The following is a 16,999-nucleotide window of genomic DNA, read 5'->3' as shown; positions in this document are numbered from 1 at the left end:
CCAACCGCCGCTCGTCACTCGTCAGTCGCCACTCGAACGCACATGAGCAACATCGTCGCCATCGTGGGCCGCCCCAACGTGGGCAAGAGCACCCTGTTCAACCGCCTCACCGAGCAGCAGGAGGCCATCACGGACCCCACCGCCGGCACCACCCGCGACCGGCACTACGGCCAGGTGGAGTGGACCGGCACCGTGTTCAGTGTCATCGACACGGGCGGCTATGTGACCGGCAGTGAGGACGTGTTCGAATCCGAGATCCGCCGCCAAGTGGAGCTTGCCATCGAGGAGTCCGATGTGATCCTTTTCATGGTGGATGTGCGCCAGGGGCTCACGCCCATGGACGACGCCATCGCGGGCATGCTGCGCAAGGCGAGGAAGACCGTGCACCTGGTGGCCAACAAGGTGGACACCGGCGACAGGCAGGCCGACGCGGCGGAGTTCTACGGCCTGGGGATGGGCGAGGTGCACTGCATCAGTGCCCAGAGCGGTGCCGGCACCGGCGACCTGCTCGATACGGTCGTGGCCGGGTTCCGCAAACCCAGCGCCGAGGCCCTGCCGGATGTACCCAAGCTCGCCATTGTGGGCCGCCCCAACGTCGGGAAGTCATCGCTCGTCAACGCCCTCCTGGGTCGCGAGCAGAACATCGTCACCCCTGTGGCCGGCACCACGCGCGACCCCATCCACACCCGCTACACGGTGTTCGGTTTCGACGTGATGCTGCTGGACACCGCCGGCATCCGCAAACGCCAGCGCGTGAACGAGGACATTGAGTTCTACAGTGTGATCCGCTCGGTGCGCGCCATCGAGGCCAGCGATGTGTGCCTTCTCCTGGTGGATGCCACCGAAGGCGTGCAGCAGCAGGACCTTCACATCTTCTCCATCATCGCGCGCAACGGCAAGGGCGTGGTGGTGGTGGTGAACAAGTGGGACCTGGTGCCCAAAGAGACCAACACCATGAAGGCCTTCGAGGCCGAAGTGCGCCAGCGTCTGGCCCCCTTCTCCGATGTGCCCGTGGTGTTCACCTCGGTGCTGGAAAAGCAACGCATCCACAAGGTGATGGAGCTGGCCATGCAGGTGCACGCCGACCGCTCCCGCAAGATCCCCACGCGCCAGCTGAACGATGTGATGCTGCCCGAGGTGGAGCGGATGGGACCGCCCATGTACAAAGGCAAGGTGATCCGCATCAAGTTCATCAACCAGCTGCCCACTCCGGTGCCCTCCTTCGCCTTTTACGCCAACCTGCCGCAATACATCAAGGCGCCCTACGTGCGCTTCCTGGAGAACAAGCTCCGCCAGCACTACCGCTTCACCGGTGTGCCCATCCGTATCTTTCTGAGGAAGAAGTGACCCGCCATGCGCCACCTTCTCCTCGCCTCATTGGTCGCGATGGGGACCGTGGCCGGTGGGCAGGGACTTCAGCTTCCCACTCTTCCCATCGAATGGGCCGAACCCGTCGTGTGGGACCCCGCATGGTCCATGGATACCGGTTCCACGGCCGTTCTGGCCGATACGTTGGAAGTGCGGGTCCTGCATGTGAAGCCGCAGTTCCTGAACCTCTTTTTCGAGCGCACGCGCATCATCCGCTTCGCCGATGATGACGGCATCCAGCGGCACGGGCATGTGCAACTGCCCGAGAGCTTGGACCCTCCCATGGACAAGGGGGAACGGGTGTGGGACCCCCGGGCGGAGAACCCCGGCCCACGCTGGATGAACGTCAGGATCGACCGTGTTCAGGCCCGCGTACTGAACGCCGATGGCACCGCCCGCCCGGTGGAGATGGTGGTGCATCATCGCCGCTGGCCCGTGAAGAACCCCACCACCGTGGAGCACGCGTCGTCCGTGGTGCTCGACCTGGTCGGCATCGTACCGGGCGATGTGGTGGAACTGCGCTGGAAGGTGATGGTGCCCTATGATGTGAACCAGCCGGCCTCGCAGAGCTGGCGCTCGGACCCGTGGATGGACAACTGGGCGCGGCTCACCAGCTGGCGGATCTTCTTCCACGACGCAGTTCCCGTGCGTGACCAGCAGGTGAGCATCCGCTACCTGCGCAAGCAGGGCCTCACCTTCGCGGGCGAGCCGCCGCACATCGTCACCGAAGAAGGTGAGGCGCTGACCGCCATCTGGCACCACACCGACCTGCCCGGTTGCATGGACGAGGTGAACGCGCGCCCGGCGGACGACCTGCCCCACATCATGCTGCGCCTGGAGGCGGAGGACCTGCGGTACTGGGCGCGTGACCGCATCAGCGGCATGCCTGTGCAGCAGCCGCCCTGGGTGTACGTGGTGCGACGCCGCGAGTCCAACGCCCTCTGGCTGGAGCGGGTCGCGCGCAAGAAGGTGCCCGACCGGCAGAACCAGCTCGTGAAGGACTTCATCACCACCACGACGTCCGGGCTCGGCCATGCTCCCGCCGCACGGCGCATTGAAGCGCTGCACGAGCGCATCGCCATGGAGTTCAGCTACGACCCCGACACCGACTGGTATGCGGACCTGCGCGGCACCAACCAACGGATGGGCGACCAGGTGAGCGACGCGGTGCTGCGCGACATCAGCCGGCACGACCTCTATGTGAAGCTCATCGCGCAGCACCGTCTGCAGCACCGAACGGCGTACGTCCTCGACCGTCGCTCCGGACACCTGTCCGCCGATCACCTGACCCCGGTGTGGGACCTGGAGCAGTTGATCGGGATACCGGACGATGAGGGCATGCTGTGGATGCATCCCAAGCGCAGACGGTCGGGCCTTCTGGCCAACGAGCTGCCCTTCTACTGGGCGGGCACACGGGCGTTGCTTGTCGACGTGACGCGCCTGGCGCTGGACGGCCCAAGGGTCGCGGCGTTCACCACCCTGCCCGTCGCGGATCCCGGGAACGACCGGCGGCGCATCGTCCTGACGGTGGAGGTGGCCCCGGCCACCGGATCATGCACCGCGGATCTTCGGGTGCTGCTGTCCGGGCAGTTCAGCACCGTGGGCCGGGGGGCGTGGTTGTATAACGGACCCGACCCCGCGGTGCATCCTGGTTATGGACATCGTCCCCAGGATGCGGGGCGCTGTGCAGTGGTGCAGCATGAGCCCGGGGCGCTTCGCTCCGATCCGCCGTTCGACCTGCCGCTGGTGCAGCAGCTCGACCTCGGGCCCCGGTTGAAGCAGGACGGTGATAGCGCATGGAACCTCGACCTGCGCGGTCTGCTGATGCACGCCACGCCGCAGGCGTTCGAGGCGGGCTCGCGCGTGCTGCCCTTCCACTGGGATTTCCGGCAGGTGGATGAACTGGAGGTGACCGTACGCGCTCCGGCCGAGTGGCGCCTGGGCACAGACCTCACCTCCGGCAGGTGGAACTCCGCCGCCGCCGCGCTCGATGTGCAGACCACGTTGGAAGGCGACACTGCCGTCGTGCGCTCCATCCTGCAGGTCGATGGCGAACGCGAACCCGGCCCGGACCACCGCGGCCTGAGCGCCCTGCTGCACGGCGCACACAGCATCAGCGACCTTCGGTTCACGCTGACCAGGGAGCGGCAGGAACCCTAAGAACCTGTTTGCAATACCCCCTTTTGAAGCGAGCGCTGAGGATCTGGCGACCAGACGAGACGCGAGAATAGGAGTATAGCCGGAGCTACGTGACTGTTCTCGCGGCGAAGTATGGTCGTTAAAGACCAACGCGCAGCCAAATGCGGGTATTGCAAACAGGTTCTAAGGGACGCTCCGTTACCTTCGCGCATGCTCCGGCGGGCCTCACCCTGGCTGTTGTTCGTGGCCCTGATGTCCTTGGGCTATGCACAGTTCGGCGCATTGCTGCGGTTCGAGCACGAGCGTGCGGCCATCCAGCGCGCGATCAAGCTCCGGCTGAAGGCCGGTGTTCCGGACGAGGAGCTCACCACCTTCACGCTCACGGAGGATCAATGGCGAGGCCTGCGCTGGGTGAAGCCCGGGCGTGAGTTCCGGTTGCCCGACGGACGCATGTTCGACGTGGTGCGACGCGCCGACGGTCCTAGCGGCACGGTGGTGCTGAGGTGCATCGCGGACCATGAGGAGACCGCGCTCTTCGCCGGCCTGAAGGAGGCCGTGGCAAGGGCCCTGGACGGACGGGTGCCCCGATCGCGCGAGCGGGTCGTGCACGTGGTTCTTCACCTGGGAGCACCCCCGGAAGGACCGGATCTTCCCGAACGCTTTGGCTGCACGCAGGTCTGGCCGCAGGCACCGCACCGCATGCCGGCCGATGGATGGATCACCGATCGCACACCGCCTCCCGAGCGGCCTGCGCACGGCTGACCCTCATCCATCCGGGGAGGATCGAGGTCGCTCCGCAGCGCGGTGGTCCGCACCTGTCGGGGCGTGAATTCCCCGTCACATCCGATCTCTTTCGACAACCATGACCATGAACAGGACCCTTCCGGTCCTCGTCCTCCTGCTGTGCTCCTTGATGGCCAAGGCCCAGGTGGTGCGGGTGGTCGATCACGACGATCAACGGTCCATTGAGGGGGGTGTCATCACAGGCAGCGACCCCGCCATCGGGTGCATGACGGACGCGCATGGACGCGCCTCCATCGATGGGTTGACCGGTGATACCCTCACCTTCACGGCACTGGGATACGCCGACCTGCGCGTGCCTCGGACAGCGCTGGCTTCCGGCGAGACCGCGGTGGCGCTGCACGCTTTGCCGTTCACCCTGCGGGAAGCGGTGGTGAGCGTGAACCGTTGGGAACAAGGTGCGGAGCGCGTGCCCGACCGCATCACCGTGATGCGGCCGCGCGATGTGGCCCTCTACAACCCCGGCACGGCCGCCGACATGCTGCAGCGCTCCGGTGAGGTCTTCATGCAGAAGAGCCAGCTCGGGGGAGGAAGTCCCATGATCCGCGGCTTCGCGGCCAACCGCCTCCTGATCGTGGTGGATGGGGTGCGCATGAACAATGCCATTTACCGCGCCGGCAATCTGCAGAACATCATCAGCATGGACGCCAACGCCATTGAACGCGCCGAGGTGGTGCACGGTCCCGGGGCGATGACCTACGGCAGCGATGCCATCGGTGGTGTGATGGACTTCCACATGCTGCGTCCACGGTTCAGCCAGGATAGCAGCCTGATGCTTCGCGGCGGTGCGGCCGCACGCTATGGCAGCGCGGCGAACGAGTTCGGCGGGCATCTCCACCTCGGCCTGGGCGGCCGGCGCATCGCCTTCGTGGGCAGCGCCACCTTTAACCGGTTCGGCGACCTGCGCACCGGGTCGATCGGTCCGGCCGACTACCAACGTCCATGGTCCGTGGAGACGATCAACGGCGTGGATTCCTTGGTAATGAACGATGATCCGGACCTGCAGCTGGGCAGCGGCTACGACAACATCAAGCTGTTCGGCAAGCTGGCCTTCCGGCGGGTCGACGCGCTGGAGATCGGCCTGAACGTGTACCATAGCACCACCTCCGATGTGCCGCGCTACGACCGCTTGATCGAGCTCCGCCCCGACGGCACACCGCGTTCGGCCGAATGGTACTACGGCCCGCAGGAATGGGCGATGGGCGCTCTGACCGTGAAGCACACCGCAGCACGCGGACCGTGGACCACCGCCCGCCTCAGCGTGGCCTACCAGGCCTACGCGGAGAGCCGCAACGACCGCAACTTCCGCAATACGAGCCTTCGCACACAGGCGGAACAGGTGACCGGGGTGTATGTGAACCTGGACATGGAGCGTGAGCTGGGTCGTCGCGGACAGCTGTTCTACGGCGGGGAGTACGTCACGAACGAGGTGAGCTCCACCGGCCGGCGCGTGGATCAGGTGACGGGAGGGGAGGCCGCGATCAACTCCCGCTATCCGGACGGGTCCACCTGGAGCACCGGGTCGGTGTATGCCGGTACGATGTTCGACGCCACCGAGCGCTTCACCTTCACCGCTGGCCTTCGGTTCAACTGGAGCGCCCTCGACTGCGTGTTCGATACCACGTTGTTCCCCTATCCGGCCACTGCGACGGCCCTCAGCAATACGGCACTGACCGGTGATCTGGGTCTGGTGTACCGACCGGGCACGGATTGGAAGATCGCCCTGGACCTGAGCTCGGGTTTCCGCGCACCCAACATCGATGACATCGGCAAGGTGTTCGACAGCGAGCCGGGTGCGGTGATCGTGCCGAACCCGGACCTGGCGCCCGAGCATGCCTACAGCGCGGAGCTCGGTGTGGAGAAGGTGGTGACGGACCGGGTTCGCCTGCGGGGCAGCGGATACTATGTGCTCTTGGACAACGCGATGGTGCGTCGGCCGTTCAGCCTGAACGGAGAGGACAGCATCCTGTACGACGGGGAGCCCGGTCGTGTGGACGCCATCCAGAACGCCGCCCAGGCCACGGTGGTCGGTTGCTTGATCGCCATCGAGGCGCGCTTGTGGTCCGGGCTGGGCCTTGACCTGCGGCTGAACTGGCAGGACGGTGTGGAACAGGACGACGACAACACGACCGATGTGCCCCTGCGCCACTCGCCTCCGCCGTTCGGCAGCGCGGGCCTATCCTGGCAGAAGGGCCGGGTGCGTGCCCGCCTGTTCGCCGACATCAGCGACGGCTTCTCCTTCGACGATCTGCCACCGAGCGAACAGGCGAAGACCGCGATCTACGCGAAGGACGCCAACGGCGACCCGTATGCACCCTCCTGGTGCACGCTGAACCTCAACGGCAGCTATCAGGTGAACAAGGTCCTGCTCGTTTCGGCCGGCGTGGAGAACATCACCGACCAACGATATCGCCCTTACTCCTCCGGCATCTCCTCACCGGGCAGGAACTTCACCGTCGGGCTGCGCGCTTCGTTCTGACGAACGAACCGAGCGCAAAGGCTGGCCCAGGTGTGCACGTCACATCCGGGCCAGCGCGTTCTCCAGGTCGGCGATGAGCAGGTCGGGGTCCTCCAGACCGATGTACAGACGGACCAGCGTGAAGGGCAGGTCGGTGTAATAGCCGCTGGGGCCTTTCAACGCGCAGACCGGCCATTGTAAGCTCTCATAGCCGCCCCAGCTCACGGCGATGAGGAAGCGCCGCAGCCCGTCGCAGAAGCGTTCGACCGCAGCCTCGTCCGGTGCATCGAGGTCGATCGTCATCAGCCCTGCACAGCGCCGCATCTGCCGGCGGGCCAGCGCATGCTGCGGATGGCTTTCGAGCCCCGGCCAGTGCACGCGCCGCACTTTGGGGTGCGCCTCCAGGAACCGGGCCACCCGCTCCGCCGAATCCGCGCTGCGGTGCACACGCAGCTCCAGCGTGCGCAACCCGCGCATGAGCAGCCACGCATCGTGCGGACTGGGCGCGGCGCCCAGCGTCATGAACTCGTGCGCCATCACTTGGCGCATGTGCTCCGCACGACCCGCGAGCACACCGCACACCACGTCGCTGTGGCCGTTCAGGTACTTGGTGCCGCTGTGCGCCACCATGTCGATGCCCAGGTCGATCGGGTTCTGGAAAAGCGGGCTGCTGTAGCTGTTGTCGCAGAGCGTCACGATGCCGCTCTCCCGGGCGATGGCCGCCACCGCCGCGAGGTCCTGCAACTCGAAGGTGAGCGAGTTGGGGCTCTCGGTGATGAGGAGGGCGGTGTTCGGTCGGAGGGCGTGGCGGTAGTTCTCCGCATCAGTACCGTCCACATAGGTGGTCTCCACCCCGAACCGAACAAGAAGTTCGCTCAACAGTTTGCGCGTCCAACTGTAGGGTTTGTGCACGCACACCACATGGTCGCCGGTCTTGGTGAACGAGATGACGGCCGCGGCGATGGCTGCGCTGCCACTGCTGAACAACAGGGCATCCTCGGCATGTTCCAGCGCGGCGAGCTTCCTCCGCACCATGGCCACGGTGGGGTTGTGGCCCCGGGTGTACAACGGCCGGTCGAACTCCTGCTGCACCACCGCGCGCATGGCGGCCACGGTCGGGTAGGCGAAGTTCCCGCTCTGCACCACCGGAGGAACAACGGCGTCGAAGCCGTGCGGACGGTCCTCACCGAGGTGGTTGAGAAGGTGGGATAGGTCGTCGGACATGCCTCAAAGGAAAGGGCTCCTGATCGGAGCCCTTCCCGAGAGACGCAGAAAGGTTCAACGGCGCACGACCATCCGTGCGGTGGCCGCATCCTGCAGGCCGAGCACGCGGACCAAGTAAGTGCCAGCGGTGAGCCCCGAGAGGTCGAGCGGGTAGGGGGTGCCCTGGCGAAGGCCGATGCCGGCCAGGTGGAGCGCGCTGCGGCCTGCCAGGTCGACCACTTCGATCCGTGCGTCGGGCATGTCGGGACGCGACCACAGCAGGCTCACCCGGCCGTCGCCCGGGGATGGGAAGAGCGTCATGCCCATGCCCGTGCCGTGCTCCGGCAGCAGGGTCTCGACGGTCACCTCGGTCAGCACCGTATTGGTGATCACGGGTTGGTTGTAGTCGAAAATGATGCCCACGCTGTTCTCGAACTGGGTGCCGGGCAGCGAACTGGTCTTTGGTGCGATGCGGAACTGGAATCCGCCCTTGCTTCCTTCAGGGTCGGAGGCACTGTCCGGCAGCATGATCTGCGGGAAGGTCCAGATCACCTCATTGCCGATGAACTGGACATGGTGGTCATGGGTGGCCCCGACCATCTCGAAGGTGCTCAGGTCGAGGTCCCCATCGATGATGTCGCGCACGCGGACGTTCACGGCCGGCATCGTCCCGGTGTTCTGGAAGTGGACGGTGTACTCCAGTGCCCGTCCCATCGCCACCTCGTTCAAGGTGACCCGCTCGGTGTCCACCAGCTTCTCGTTCGGGTCGAAGGAGGTGGTGGGATCCGCCGTGATGGCATCGCTGTTGTCGAGAGGGGTCTGGTCCAGGTGGTCGGTGTTGAGATACACCGTCGCGGTAACGGTATCGGTGGTGAGCGCGGTGCTGTCGGTATGGTAGGTGACGTGGATCGTACCGCCGGTGCCCGGCTGCAGGTTCACGAGGTCCCAGTACACCACCTGACCGCTGATGGAATCCTGTGGAGGGGTGCTTGAGACGAAGGTGGTCAAAGGGTGGAGGGTCAGCACCACGCTTCCGTTCAAGGGCTCGGTGCCCACGTTGTTGTAGCTGATGTGGTAGGTGGTGTTGTTGCCGATCCAAGGGCTCCAACCCCAGATGCTCACGGTACCGTCGTAAATACCCGGGATGGGCTGGAAACCGAAGTCCATTCCGGTGACCAGGTCGCCCAGGTTGTTCACTGAATAGCTGCGGGAGGCCGGCACGGCCACATGGTAGAGCGGGGGCGACGGGACCGTGATGGTGAAGCTGCCGCTGTCCGTGCAGAACGAGTAGGGGTCCTGGCCCGCGTAAACGAGCTGGTTGCCCGGATCCACTTCGAGCACGACGGGCGCGTGCGGCTCGGTGGCGTCGCGCAGGCCATTGTTGTTCTGGTCGAGGTAGGTGGTGCCCATCACGGTGCCGTAGCACTCGCTCAGGTTCCAGTGGAAGTCATCGCTGTCGAACATGTCCGTCCACACGATGTAGTAGGTCTGGCCCGCTGTCACCGATACGTCCAGGTAGGTGGCGAAGATGTATCCAGGGCAGTTATTGCCGCCCATGTCATCATTGAAACCCACGCAGGTGAGCGCGCCGCACGACCCCGTGTACACCCTGACGTAGGTGTCGTCATCGGTGTTGTTGTTCAATGCGTTGCAGGAGGTGATGTTGATCGTGCCGGTGAAGGTGGCCACGTACGCGTACCAGTCGCCGTTGTTACCGGAACCCCCGCAACCTCCAGGGCCTGGCCAGCCCGTGGTCGGACCATCCGCATGGTGCAGACCGCTCGTCACCGGCAGGGCGGTCGTGCAGGTGTCCCCTTGTGCGCGGGTCAGCGTGGCGGCCAGCACGGCGATGATCAAGGCGTAGGATCGTGTCATGGTGGTGGGTCGGTCCGGTTCTGAAGGCAAGCTAGGATTTCCCCTCAGACCCAGAGGGAGCGGGCCTCCTTCGAGGGTCGGCACGGGTGCTTCGGTCGGTCGGCCCGATCCCGTAGGATCGACAATGGGAATAGGCCTTGCCGGACAGGGAACGGGTCGATGCGGATCTGGTACTGCTCCGCCTGTCACCGGCGATCACGGATCGCGACGATAGAAGACGAATCCGTTGCGCCGGCCGGTCTCCTTGAAGGTGCCCAGGGCCTCCACCGATGCCACTCCCGTCACCTTGGAGGAAAGGTACACTGGCCGGTCGATCGGGCCGTGGAAGAGCACCTCCTCCGGCGGCGTGGGCTCCGTGGTCCGTCCATAGAACCACGGTGCATAGCTCTTGTAGTCCTTGGTGGCGACGTGGCACCGTTCGCCCTGTCGAGCCATGAAGAACTCGATCGCGGCGCGCTGGCTGTAGGCCTCGATCCGGCCGATGAAGGCATAGAGGGTGGCCGTGACGAAGAGCGCACTGCCGACGAAGGTGACCAACAGGCTTGCCCGGTAGTGCGATGCGCCGTGCAGGATGTGGGCGGCCAGCAGCGCTGACGTGAGAAGCACGCCCGCGAGGGCCTCCCATCCGGTCCACCGCACCACGGCCTCCAGGTTGCCCAGAGCGAAGGGGTCGGCCGACAGCAGGGGGCGGAGCAGGTGCGGACGCATGCCGAGGAAGGGCACCGCGATCACCACCACCGCAATGAAGTTGCCCAGCATCCCCAGGGCGTAGCGCGATGGCCCGAAGGGGACGCCCTTCTCCCAGATGTGCGCCAGCCGCAGCGCGGCCAGGTAGGTGAGCGGGAAATAACACAAGCTGCTGTAGTGCACGATCTTGGTCTTCACCACGCTGAAGAGCACCAGCACCACCAGGAACAGCACGATCATCCAGCGGCGGTGCGCGCGCTGTGGATCATCCGGTGCCGACGGGCGGACCCACTCGTGCAGCGCGAAGAGCGAGGCCGGGAAGCAACCCACGAGCAGCACCACCATGTGGTAGCCCGGAAAGCCGCCATGGCCGGCGTCCTCCGTGGTGAGCATGGCCACCTGCCGCCAGAAGAAAGCCTGCATGAACGTCGGGCCATTCCGCAAAAGGTCCACCGCCGCCCACGCTCCCACGGTGACGATGAGGGCGAGCCCCATCCAGAGCAGCGGGATCACAGGCATGCGGAGCCGCAGGCGCGATGGCAACAGCATAACGCCTACCGTGAGGCCTGGGATGAGCACGCCGACCGGGCCCTTGGTGAGCACGGCCAGGCCGAGGAAGAGCCCGCCGAGCATCGCATCGCGCCGACCGGCGCCGTCAAAGACGCGGATGACGCGGTCGAGTCCGAGGAAGATGAGGAGGTTGAACCATGGGTCGATGATGCCGCTGCGGAAGTAGAGGTGCGGAAGGATCGATCCCGCGTACGCCAGTGCCCACAGCCGCCCGAAGACCGGGCCTCGCAACCGGGTGCCGATGCCGTGGATCACGAGCAGGGTGAGCACGCCGCACACCGCGTTCGGCAGGCGGGCGGCGAACTCGCCCACGCCGAACAGCGCCATGCACGCCGCCTGCAGCCAGATGAACAGCGGCGGCTTCTCATGGAAGGGCTTGAAGTCGATCTGCGGCCGCAGCACATCGCCCGTCACCACCATCTCCCGCGCCATCTCGGCGAAGTTGATCTCGTCCCAGTCGAAGAGGTGCACCGCCCCGAGCCCCGGAACGAAGAGCACCAGCGCCGCCAGGACGATCACCAGCCGGTCGCGCAGGAGCTTCGGCATCGTCAACGGGTGCTTGCGCCCAACAGGCCCCAGCCCATGAGGCCGGTGCGGGCCAGGAAGTAGCGCCAGCTGGTGTGCACCACGCCAAGCCCGTAGGTCATGCTGCGGCTGAAGTTGATGCTACTGGCCTCGTCGAAGTACTTCGTGGGGCAGGTGATCTCGGCGATCGCGAAGCCCTGCCAGAAGATCTGCGCGATCATCTGGTTGTCGAACACGAAGTCGTCCGAGCAGTTCCTGTACGGGCAGGCATCGAGCACCGTGCGGTGGAAAGCGCGATAGCCGGTGTGGTACTCGCTCAGCTTCTCGCCCATCAGCAGGTTCTGGCTCATGGTGAGCAGCCGGTTGGCCACGTATTTATAGAGCGGCATACCTCCCCTGAGCGCGCCACCGCCAAGGATGCGCGAGCCGAACACCACCGGGTACACTCCGTTCCCGATCAGGGCGATCATGCTGGTGAGCAGCTTGGGCGTGTACTGGTAGTCGGGATGGAGCATGACCACGATGTCCGCGCCCAGTTCCCCGGCCTTGTCGTAGCAGCTCTTCTGGTTCCCACCGTAGCCCTTGTTGATATCGTGCACCACGATGTGGCGGATGCCCAGCTGTCGGGCCACCTCCACAGTGTTGTCCGGGCTCTTGTCGTCCACCAGGACCACTTCGTCCACCAGATCGAACGGGATCTCGTCGTAGGTCTGCTTCAGGGTGAGCGCGGCCCGGTAGGCTGGAAGCACCACGATGACTTTCTGGCCCAGGTACATGGAGGTCGACGGTTGACCGGGTGTCCGGCCGGACAAAGATGCTCAACCCGCGCCGACCCTCAGGCCCGGTCCGAGGCGGTCACCAAGTAGACGCCGGCCAGCACCACCGCGATCATCACCACCTGCATCGGGCCGAGCCGCTCCCCGTCCAACAGGCCCCACCCGATGGCCACCACGGGCATGAGGTAGGTGACCGCGGAGGCCTGTACCGCGCTGGTGCGCTTCAGCAGGGCGTTCCACAACACCAGAGAGAGGGCCGAGCTGAGCAGGGCGAGCAGCGCCACGAAGCCCAGGGCCGGCCAGGCGGCAGGGTCGCTTTCCAGCGTGCCAGGGAGCCCGGTGGCGATGCATCCGGCAAGCCCGACGGGGCCCACGAAGGTGAGGGCCAGGGCCGCCGTGGCCATGGAGGGCATCATGTACAGGCGGTGCTTCACCACGTTGGCGCTGGCCCCGTAGCACATCGTGCCGGCCACGGGCAGCAGGGCGTACAGCGACCACCCCGCCGGCCCGGAGCCCGGGTCGAAGACCACCAGGCCCACTGCACCCACCAGCCCCAGCAGCACACCGGCCAGCTGCGTCATCCGCGCCTGAGTGCTGAAGAGCAGCAGCCCGATGACCAGCGTGAAGAGCGGGGTGAGGCTGTTGAGCATCCCGCTCAACGCGCTGTCGATGCGGGTCTGCGCCGTTGCGAAAAGAAGCGCGGGGATGCCGTTCCCAAGCACCCCGGCGAGGAGGAGCGGGCGCCAATGCGCGCGCAGCGTGGGCCAGTGCCGGAGGGTGGCGGGTATCAGTACGGCCCAGGCGATGGCCAGCCGCGCGGAGGCCACCTGTCCCGGGCTCAGCACCGGGCGACCGTCGTCCCAGAGACCCCGCTTCATGAGGATGAAGGAGGACCCCCAGATCAGGGCGAGGGTGCCCAGCAGAAGCCAGGACAGCCGATCGGGGCCTCGCCCGGCGGGTTGCATGCGGCGCGAAGGTATCGGCAGTCTCCCGCACACTACTTTTGTAACAATTCCGTTCTCCGGTGCGTCCCATGATCACCCACATCTCCCGCCCCATGCGCTCCTGGATCCTCGCCAGTTCGTTCCCGGTCCTCCTGCTCTCCGCGTGCTCCTCGGGCTCCACCGACGTGCAGCAAGCCGCTGCCGAAGTGGCCGGCGTGGCCCGCGTGGTCAACGAGGTGGTGATCACCCAGGGCACCCCGGTGACCTTCGCCGACCTCAGCATCTCAGGCATGAGCTGCGAGATGATGTGCGGAGGTGCCATCAAGAAGGCGCTGGCCCAGGTCCAGGGTGTGAGCACCACGGAGATCAAGTTCGTCGAGGGCGATGAGAACGATCACGCCATCGTGACCTACGACCCCGACCAGGTGAACGATGCCCAACTGGTGGAGGCCGTTCAAAAGATCCACGATGGACAGTACAAGGTGGTGGCCGTGGCCGTCACCAAGCAGGTGAAGGGCGACGGCGCCGCATCCGAGGACGGTGAAGCGGCCGAGGCTGCGGATGCCAAAGTGAACGCCGAGCTGCCCGCCCTGCGCCTACCCAGCCTGCTCGAACTCCTGTCGCTCATCCTGCGGGCCTGATCGCCAGGTCCGTACCATGTGAAAAGGGGCCATGGGGCCCCTTTCGCGTTCAGGTCCCGAACGGGAACGGGCTTCGTGCGTTGGTAGTTTTGCCGCTCATGCCGGACCTTACCCAGCACCGCGCCGTTGTCCGCTGGCTCGCAACAGGCTGTGCGCTCATCGCCTGCATGGTGGCCATCGGGGGCATCACCCGCCTCACCGGCAGCGGGCTCAGCATCACCGAGTGGAAGCCGATCATGGGCGCGCTGCCGCCGATGAACGAGGCCGAATGGCAGGAGGCCTTCGACAAGTACAAGCGCATCCCGGAGTACACCCTCAAGAACCAGCTCATGGACCTGGACGGGTTCAAGGCCATCTTCTTCTGGGAGTATCTGCACCGCAACTGGGGCCGCCTGATGGGCCTGGTGTTCATCATCCCCTTCGCGCTGTTCCTGCGTCAAGGACGGCTGCAGGGCTGGCTGCTGCGCCGCACGCTGGCCATTCTCGTGGGTGGCGGACTGGTGGGCGCGCTGGGCTGGTTCATGGTCATGAGCGGCCTGGCCGACAACCCTGACGTCAGCCACTTCCGGCTGGCCATCCACTTGTGCGCGGCCTTCACGGTCTTCCTCCTGGTGCTGTGGACGGTGCTCGATCTGCGGCGGGGGCGGCGCGCATGGCGGGGTGATGGCTCGGAGGCGGCGCGCTGGTCACGCCTCCTCCTGGTGCTCGTGGTCGTTCAGGTGGTGTACGGGGCCTTCACCGCAGGGCTCGACGCCGGACGGATCTACACCACCTGGCCCCTGATGAACGGGGCGTTCATGCCCGAGAACGTGCATGCTTTCGGAGACCTCGTGAAGGACCTCACCGACCACCGCGATGGTGTCCAGTTCGTGCATCGCAACCTGGCGTGGCTGGTGGCGTTCGCCTGCATCGCCTTGGCCGTCGTGCTGCGTTCCGACCAGCGCGTGGCCCGCACCGGCCCATGGCTGATCGCAGCGGTGGTGCTGCAGTTCGTGCTGGGGGTGGCCACCCTGCTCACCGCGGTGCAGCTGGCCCTGGGGGTGCTGCACCAGCTGGGCGCCCTGCTACTGCTCAGTGTGCTGCTCCACCTGATCCACGCCACCGGCCGCGTCGTTCCATCGGAGACTGCCGATGAAGTGGCGCATGTCGGCGCGCACGCGGTCGGTCACCGGGGCCAGTGAGTCGGCGTTGGGCCGTGCCATGAAGTACAAGGCGCCATACAGGAAGTGGGTACTGCTGTCGGTGAGGTAGAACACCAGCGGGCTCGCCACATCGCCTTCCACCTCGAACACGGTGCCGTGCACCCGGGCGCTGTCGCGGTGCACCATGTGGCTGCGGATGCGCGCGGCCTTGAGCTCGTGCTTGCGCTTGAGCACATGGGCGTCATCGATCAGTTGGTCCAGGTCGCCGTTCACCGTGCGGTAGGTGAGGTGCACACGGGCCTTGAGGGGGCCGTAGTCCAGGTCGCTCCAGCAACGCTGCCCTTCCGCACGACGGGGCAGCACCCGCACGGCGGCCGGCACCTCGGCGGTGTAGCAGCCCGCATCGTGCGCCACATAGGCCACCGGTGGCAGGTCGATGCGGAAGTAGCCATGGGGCAGGGGCCGGGGCTCCGGCGTGCACCCGGCCGCCAGCGCGAGCACCAAGGCCCCGAAGGCCCGCTCAGGCCGCCGCTTCATCGCCCACGCTGATCTTGACACGTCGCACCCGTTTGTTGTCCGAGGATTCCACCACGAAGGTGAAGTTCCTGAGCGATACCCGTTCGCCCTTCTGCGGGATGCGCCCGGTGAGCTCGAGCACGAAGCCGCCCACGGTGCCACTGTCGCCGCGGTTCTCCTCGAACACCCGGCCATCGATGCCCAGGATGCGGTACAGGTCGTTGAGCGGCGTACGCCCCTCGAAGACCCAGGTGCGGTCGTCCAGCTTGGTGTAGTTGAGCTCCTCGTCGTCGAACTCGTCGGTGATGTCGCCCACGATCTCCTCGATCACGTCCTCCAGGGTCACCAGGCCGCTCGTGCCGCCGTACTCGTCCACCACGATGGCCAGGTGCACCTTCTTGCGCTGGAACTCCTTGAGCATGTCGTCCAGCTTCTTGGTCTCCGGCACGAAGCAGGGTTCGTGCAGATGCGCCAACCAGTCCATGTCGGGCTTGTCCAGGAAAGGCAGCACGTCCTTGATGTGAAGCACCCCGATGACGCGGTCCAGGGTGCCTTCGTACACCGGTACACGGGAGAATCCGCTCTCGATGATGGCGGGTACGAGCTCCTGGAACGTGAGCTCCTTGTCGAAGGCCACCATGGCGGTGCGCGGGCGCATCACCTCGCTCACCTCCACGCTGCCGAACTTCACGATGCCCTTCAGGATCCGCTGTTCCTCCGCGGTGGTGCTGGCGTCGTTGGTGAGCTCCAGGGCATGGCCCAGGCTGTCCACCGAGATGCCCTTGGCCGCCTTCTTCTTGTAGCGCTTCTCGATGAAGGTGGTGCTTCGGACCAGCAGTTCGTTCAGCGGGCTCAGCACCCAGCGCAGCCCCGTGAGGGGCGCGGCCATGGTGGTGGCCACGCGCATGGCGTGGCTGGTGGCGTACACCTTGGGCAGCACTTCGCCCAGCAGCAGGATCACCAAGGTGACCCCCAGCACCTGGATGCTGAAGACCAGCAGGTCCGACATGCCCGTGGTGTCCACCAGCCCATTGAGCACGATGGTGCTGAGGATGATGACCCCGACGTTGACGAAGTTGTTCGCGATGAGGATCGTGGCCAGCAACCGGCGCGGCTTGGAGAGCAGGTCGATCACACGCGTCCCGCTGCGTCCGCCGCGCTCGCGCAGGTCGCGCAGCTGGGTGGGGTCCAGGCTGAAGAGCGCCACCTCGCTGGCCGACATGGCCGCCGAAACGATCAGCAACAGAACGATGACCACCAAGGCCGTGGCCGTCAACGGATCCAGGCCGGCGAGCAGGAAAGTGGTGAGCGGAACAGGCGGAGGCTCCATGGGCGGCCCGACGGTGGACGGGCA

At 65.9% G+C, this 16,999-nt stretch carries 13 protein-coding genes; 6 read left to right on the top strand and 7 right to left on the bottom strand.

All coding sequences use genetic code 11. The features are described 5' to 3' along the window. Window positions 1-42 precede the first annotated feature (42 nt). From der to IPJ87_11660, 4 genes are all read left to right on the top strand, one after another. Window positions 43-1,347, top strand: a complete 1,305-nt coding sequence (gene der / locus IPJ87_11675; protein MBK7942510.1) for a ribosome biogenesis GTPase Der — start codon at window positions 43-45, stop codon at window positions 1,345-1,347. Window positions 1,348-1,353: 6 nt separating this feature from the next. After that, window positions 1,354-3,528: a hypothetical protein gene (locus IPJ87_11670; protein MBK7942509.1), complete on the top strand. Its 2,175-nt coding sequence runs from the start codon at window positions 1,354-1,356 to the stop codon at window positions 3,526-3,528. 189 nt (window positions 3,529-3,717) lie between these two features. Further along, on the top strand, window positions 3,718-4,269 hold the full coding sequence (locus IPJ87_11665) for a hypothetical protein (GenBank protein ID MBK7942508.1): 552 nt from the start codon (window positions 3,718-3,720) through the stop codon (window positions 4,267-4,269). A gap of 106 nt (window positions 4,270-4,375) precedes the next feature. Further along, window positions 4,376-6,787 carry a TonB-dependent receptor gene (locus tag IPJ87_11660; GenBank protein MBK7942507.1) on the top strand — a complete coding sequence of 804 codons (2,412 nt, stop codon included), beginning with the start codon at window positions 4,376-4,378 and terminating at the stop codon, window positions 6,785-6,787. 39 nt (window positions 6,788-6,826) lie between these two features. Here IPJ87_11660 and IPJ87_11655 read toward each other — a convergent pair whose 3' ends face one another. The 5 genes from IPJ87_11655 to IPJ87_11635 all read right to left on the bottom strand — a co-directional run bounded on the left by IPJ87_11655 (window position 6,827) and on the right by IPJ87_11635 (window position 13,367). Continuing rightward, window positions 6,827-7,990, bottom strand: coding sequence for an aminotransferase class I/II-fold pyridoxal phosphate-dependent enzyme (locus tag IPJ87_11655; GenBank protein ID MBK7942506.1), 1,164 nt, complete (start codon window positions 7,988-7,990; stop codon window positions 6,827-6,829). Window positions 7,991-8,044: 54 nt separating this feature from the next. Continuing rightward, window positions 8,045-9,844 (bottom strand): hypothetical protein, encoded by a 1,800-nt coding sequence (locus IPJ87_11650; protein MBK7942505.1) that lies wholly within the window; start codon window positions 9,842-9,844, stop codon window positions 8,045-8,047. 195 nt (window positions 9,845-10,039) lie between these two features. After that, the gene (locus IPJ87_11645; GenBank protein ID MBK7942504.1) at window positions 10,040-11,647 is read right to left on the bottom strand and encodes a glycosyltransferase family 39 protein; all 1,608 of its coding nucleotides are present in this window, start codon (window positions 11,645-11,647) and stop codon (window positions 10,040-10,042) included. Between the two features lie 2 nt (window positions 11,648-11,649). After that, a complete protein-coding gene (locus IPJ87_11640; protein ID MBK7942503.1) occupies window positions 11,650-12,402 on the bottom strand; it encodes a glycosyltransferase family 2 protein in 753 nt (250 codons plus the stop codon). A 59-nt stretch (window positions 12,403-12,461) separates the two neighbouring features. After that, window positions 12,462-13,367: a DMT family transporter gene (locus IPJ87_11635; protein ID MBK7942502.1), complete on the bottom strand. Its 906-nt coding sequence runs from the start codon at window positions 13,365-13,367 to the stop codon at window positions 12,462-12,464. A 92-nt stretch (window positions 13,368-13,459) separates the two neighbouring features. Between IPJ87_11635 and IPJ87_11630 the strand changes: the two genes are divergently transcribed. Both IPJ87_11630 and IPJ87_11625 read left to right on the top strand, forming a co-directional pair. Further along, complete coding sequence (locus IPJ87_11630; protein MBK7942501.1) at window positions 13,460-13,987, top strand: heavy-metal-associated domain-containing protein; 528 nt, start codon at window positions 13,460-13,462, stop codon at window positions 13,985-13,987. Window positions 13,988-14,085: 98 nt separating this feature from the next. Then, window positions 14,086-15,168, top strand: a complete 1,083-nt coding sequence (locus IPJ87_11625; protein MBK7942500.1) for a COX15/CtaA family protein — start codon at window positions 14,086-14,088, stop codon at window positions 15,166-15,168. Here IPJ87_11625 and IPJ87_11620 read toward each other — a convergent pair. Together IPJ87_11620 and gldE are read right to left on the bottom strand one after the other, a co-directional pair. Continuing rightward, window positions 15,052-15,666: a hypothetical protein gene (locus IPJ87_11620; GenBank protein MBK7942499.1), complete on the bottom strand. Its 615-nt coding sequence runs from the start codon at window positions 15,664-15,666 to the stop codon at window positions 15,052-15,054. The genes IPJ87_11625 and IPJ87_11620 overlap by 117 nt on opposite strands. Further along, entirely contained in the window at window positions 15,650-16,975 is a 1,326-nt protein-coding gene (gene gldE / locus IPJ87_11615; GenBank protein ID MBK7942498.1) for a gliding motility-associated protein GldE, read from the bottom strand. Before gldE ends, IPJ87_11620 begins: the two co-directional genes overlap by 17 nt. Window positions 16,976-16,999: the final 24 nt, after the last annotated feature.

Source organism: Flavobacteriales bacterium (genome assembly GCA_016713875.1).
In the GTDB taxonomy this organism is placed as follows: domain Bacteria; phylum Bacteroidota; class Bacteroidia; order Flavobacteriales_F; family PHOS-HE28; genus PHOS-HE28.
The sequence above is the reverse complement of the archived record's forward strand: the minus strand, read 5'-3'. Positions and strand labels throughout refer to the sequence as shown.

Excerpts from the sequence above, each read along its gene's own strand:
- IPJ87_11620 (MBK7942499.1), bottom strand. The coding sequence starts at position 15,666 with ATGAAGCGGCGGCCTGAGCGGGCCTTCGGGGCCTTGGTGCTCGCGCTG.
- IPJ87_11645 (MBK7942504.1), bottom strand. The coding sequence starts at position 11,647 with ATGCCGAAGCTCCTGCGCGACCGGCTGGTGATCGTCCTGGCGGCGCTG.
- IPJ87_11635 (MBK7942502.1), bottom strand. The coding sequence starts at position 13,367 with ATGCAACCCGCCGGGCGAGGCCCCGATCGGCTGTCCTGGCTTCTGCTG.
- IPJ87_11655 (MBK7942506.1), bottom strand. The coding sequence starts at position 7,990 with ATGTCCGACGACCTATCCCACCTTCTCAACCACCTCGGTGAGGACCGT.
- der (MBK7942510.1), top strand. The coding sequence starts at position 43 with ATGAGCAACATCGTCGCCATCGTGGGCCGCCCCAACGTGGGCAAGAGC.
- IPJ87_11650 (MBK7942505.1), bottom strand. The coding sequence starts at position 9,844 with ATGACACGATCCTACGCCTTGATCATCGCCGTGCTGGCCGCCACGCTG.
- gldE (MBK7942498.1), bottom strand. The coding sequence starts at position 16,975 with ATGGAGCCTCCGCCTGTTCCGCTCACCACTTTCCTGCTCGCCGGCCTG.
- IPJ87_11660 (MBK7942507.1), top strand. The coding sequence starts at position 4,376 with ATGAACAGGACCCTTCCGGTCCTCGTCCTCCTGCTGTGCTCCTTGATG.
- IPJ87_11625 (MBK7942500.1), top strand. The coding sequence starts at position 14,086 with ATGCCGGACCTTACCCAGCACCGCGCCGTTGTCCGCTGGCTCGCAACA.
- IPJ87_11665 (MBK7942508.1), top strand. The coding sequence starts at position 3,718 with ATGCTCCGGCGGGCCTCACCCTGGCTGTTGTTCGTGGCCCTGATGTCC.
- IPJ87_11670 (MBK7942509.1), top strand. The coding sequence starts at position 1,354 with ATGCGCCACCTTCTCCTCGCCTCATTGGTCGCGATGGGGACCGTGGCC.
- IPJ87_11630 (MBK7942501.1), top strand. The coding sequence starts at position 13,460 with ATGCGCTCCTGGATCCTCGCCAGTTCGTTCCCGGTCCTCCTGCTCTCC.
- IPJ87_11640 (MBK7942503.1), bottom strand. The coding sequence starts at position 12,402 with ATGTACCTGGGCCAGAAAGTCATCGTGGTGCTTCCAGCCTACCGGGCC.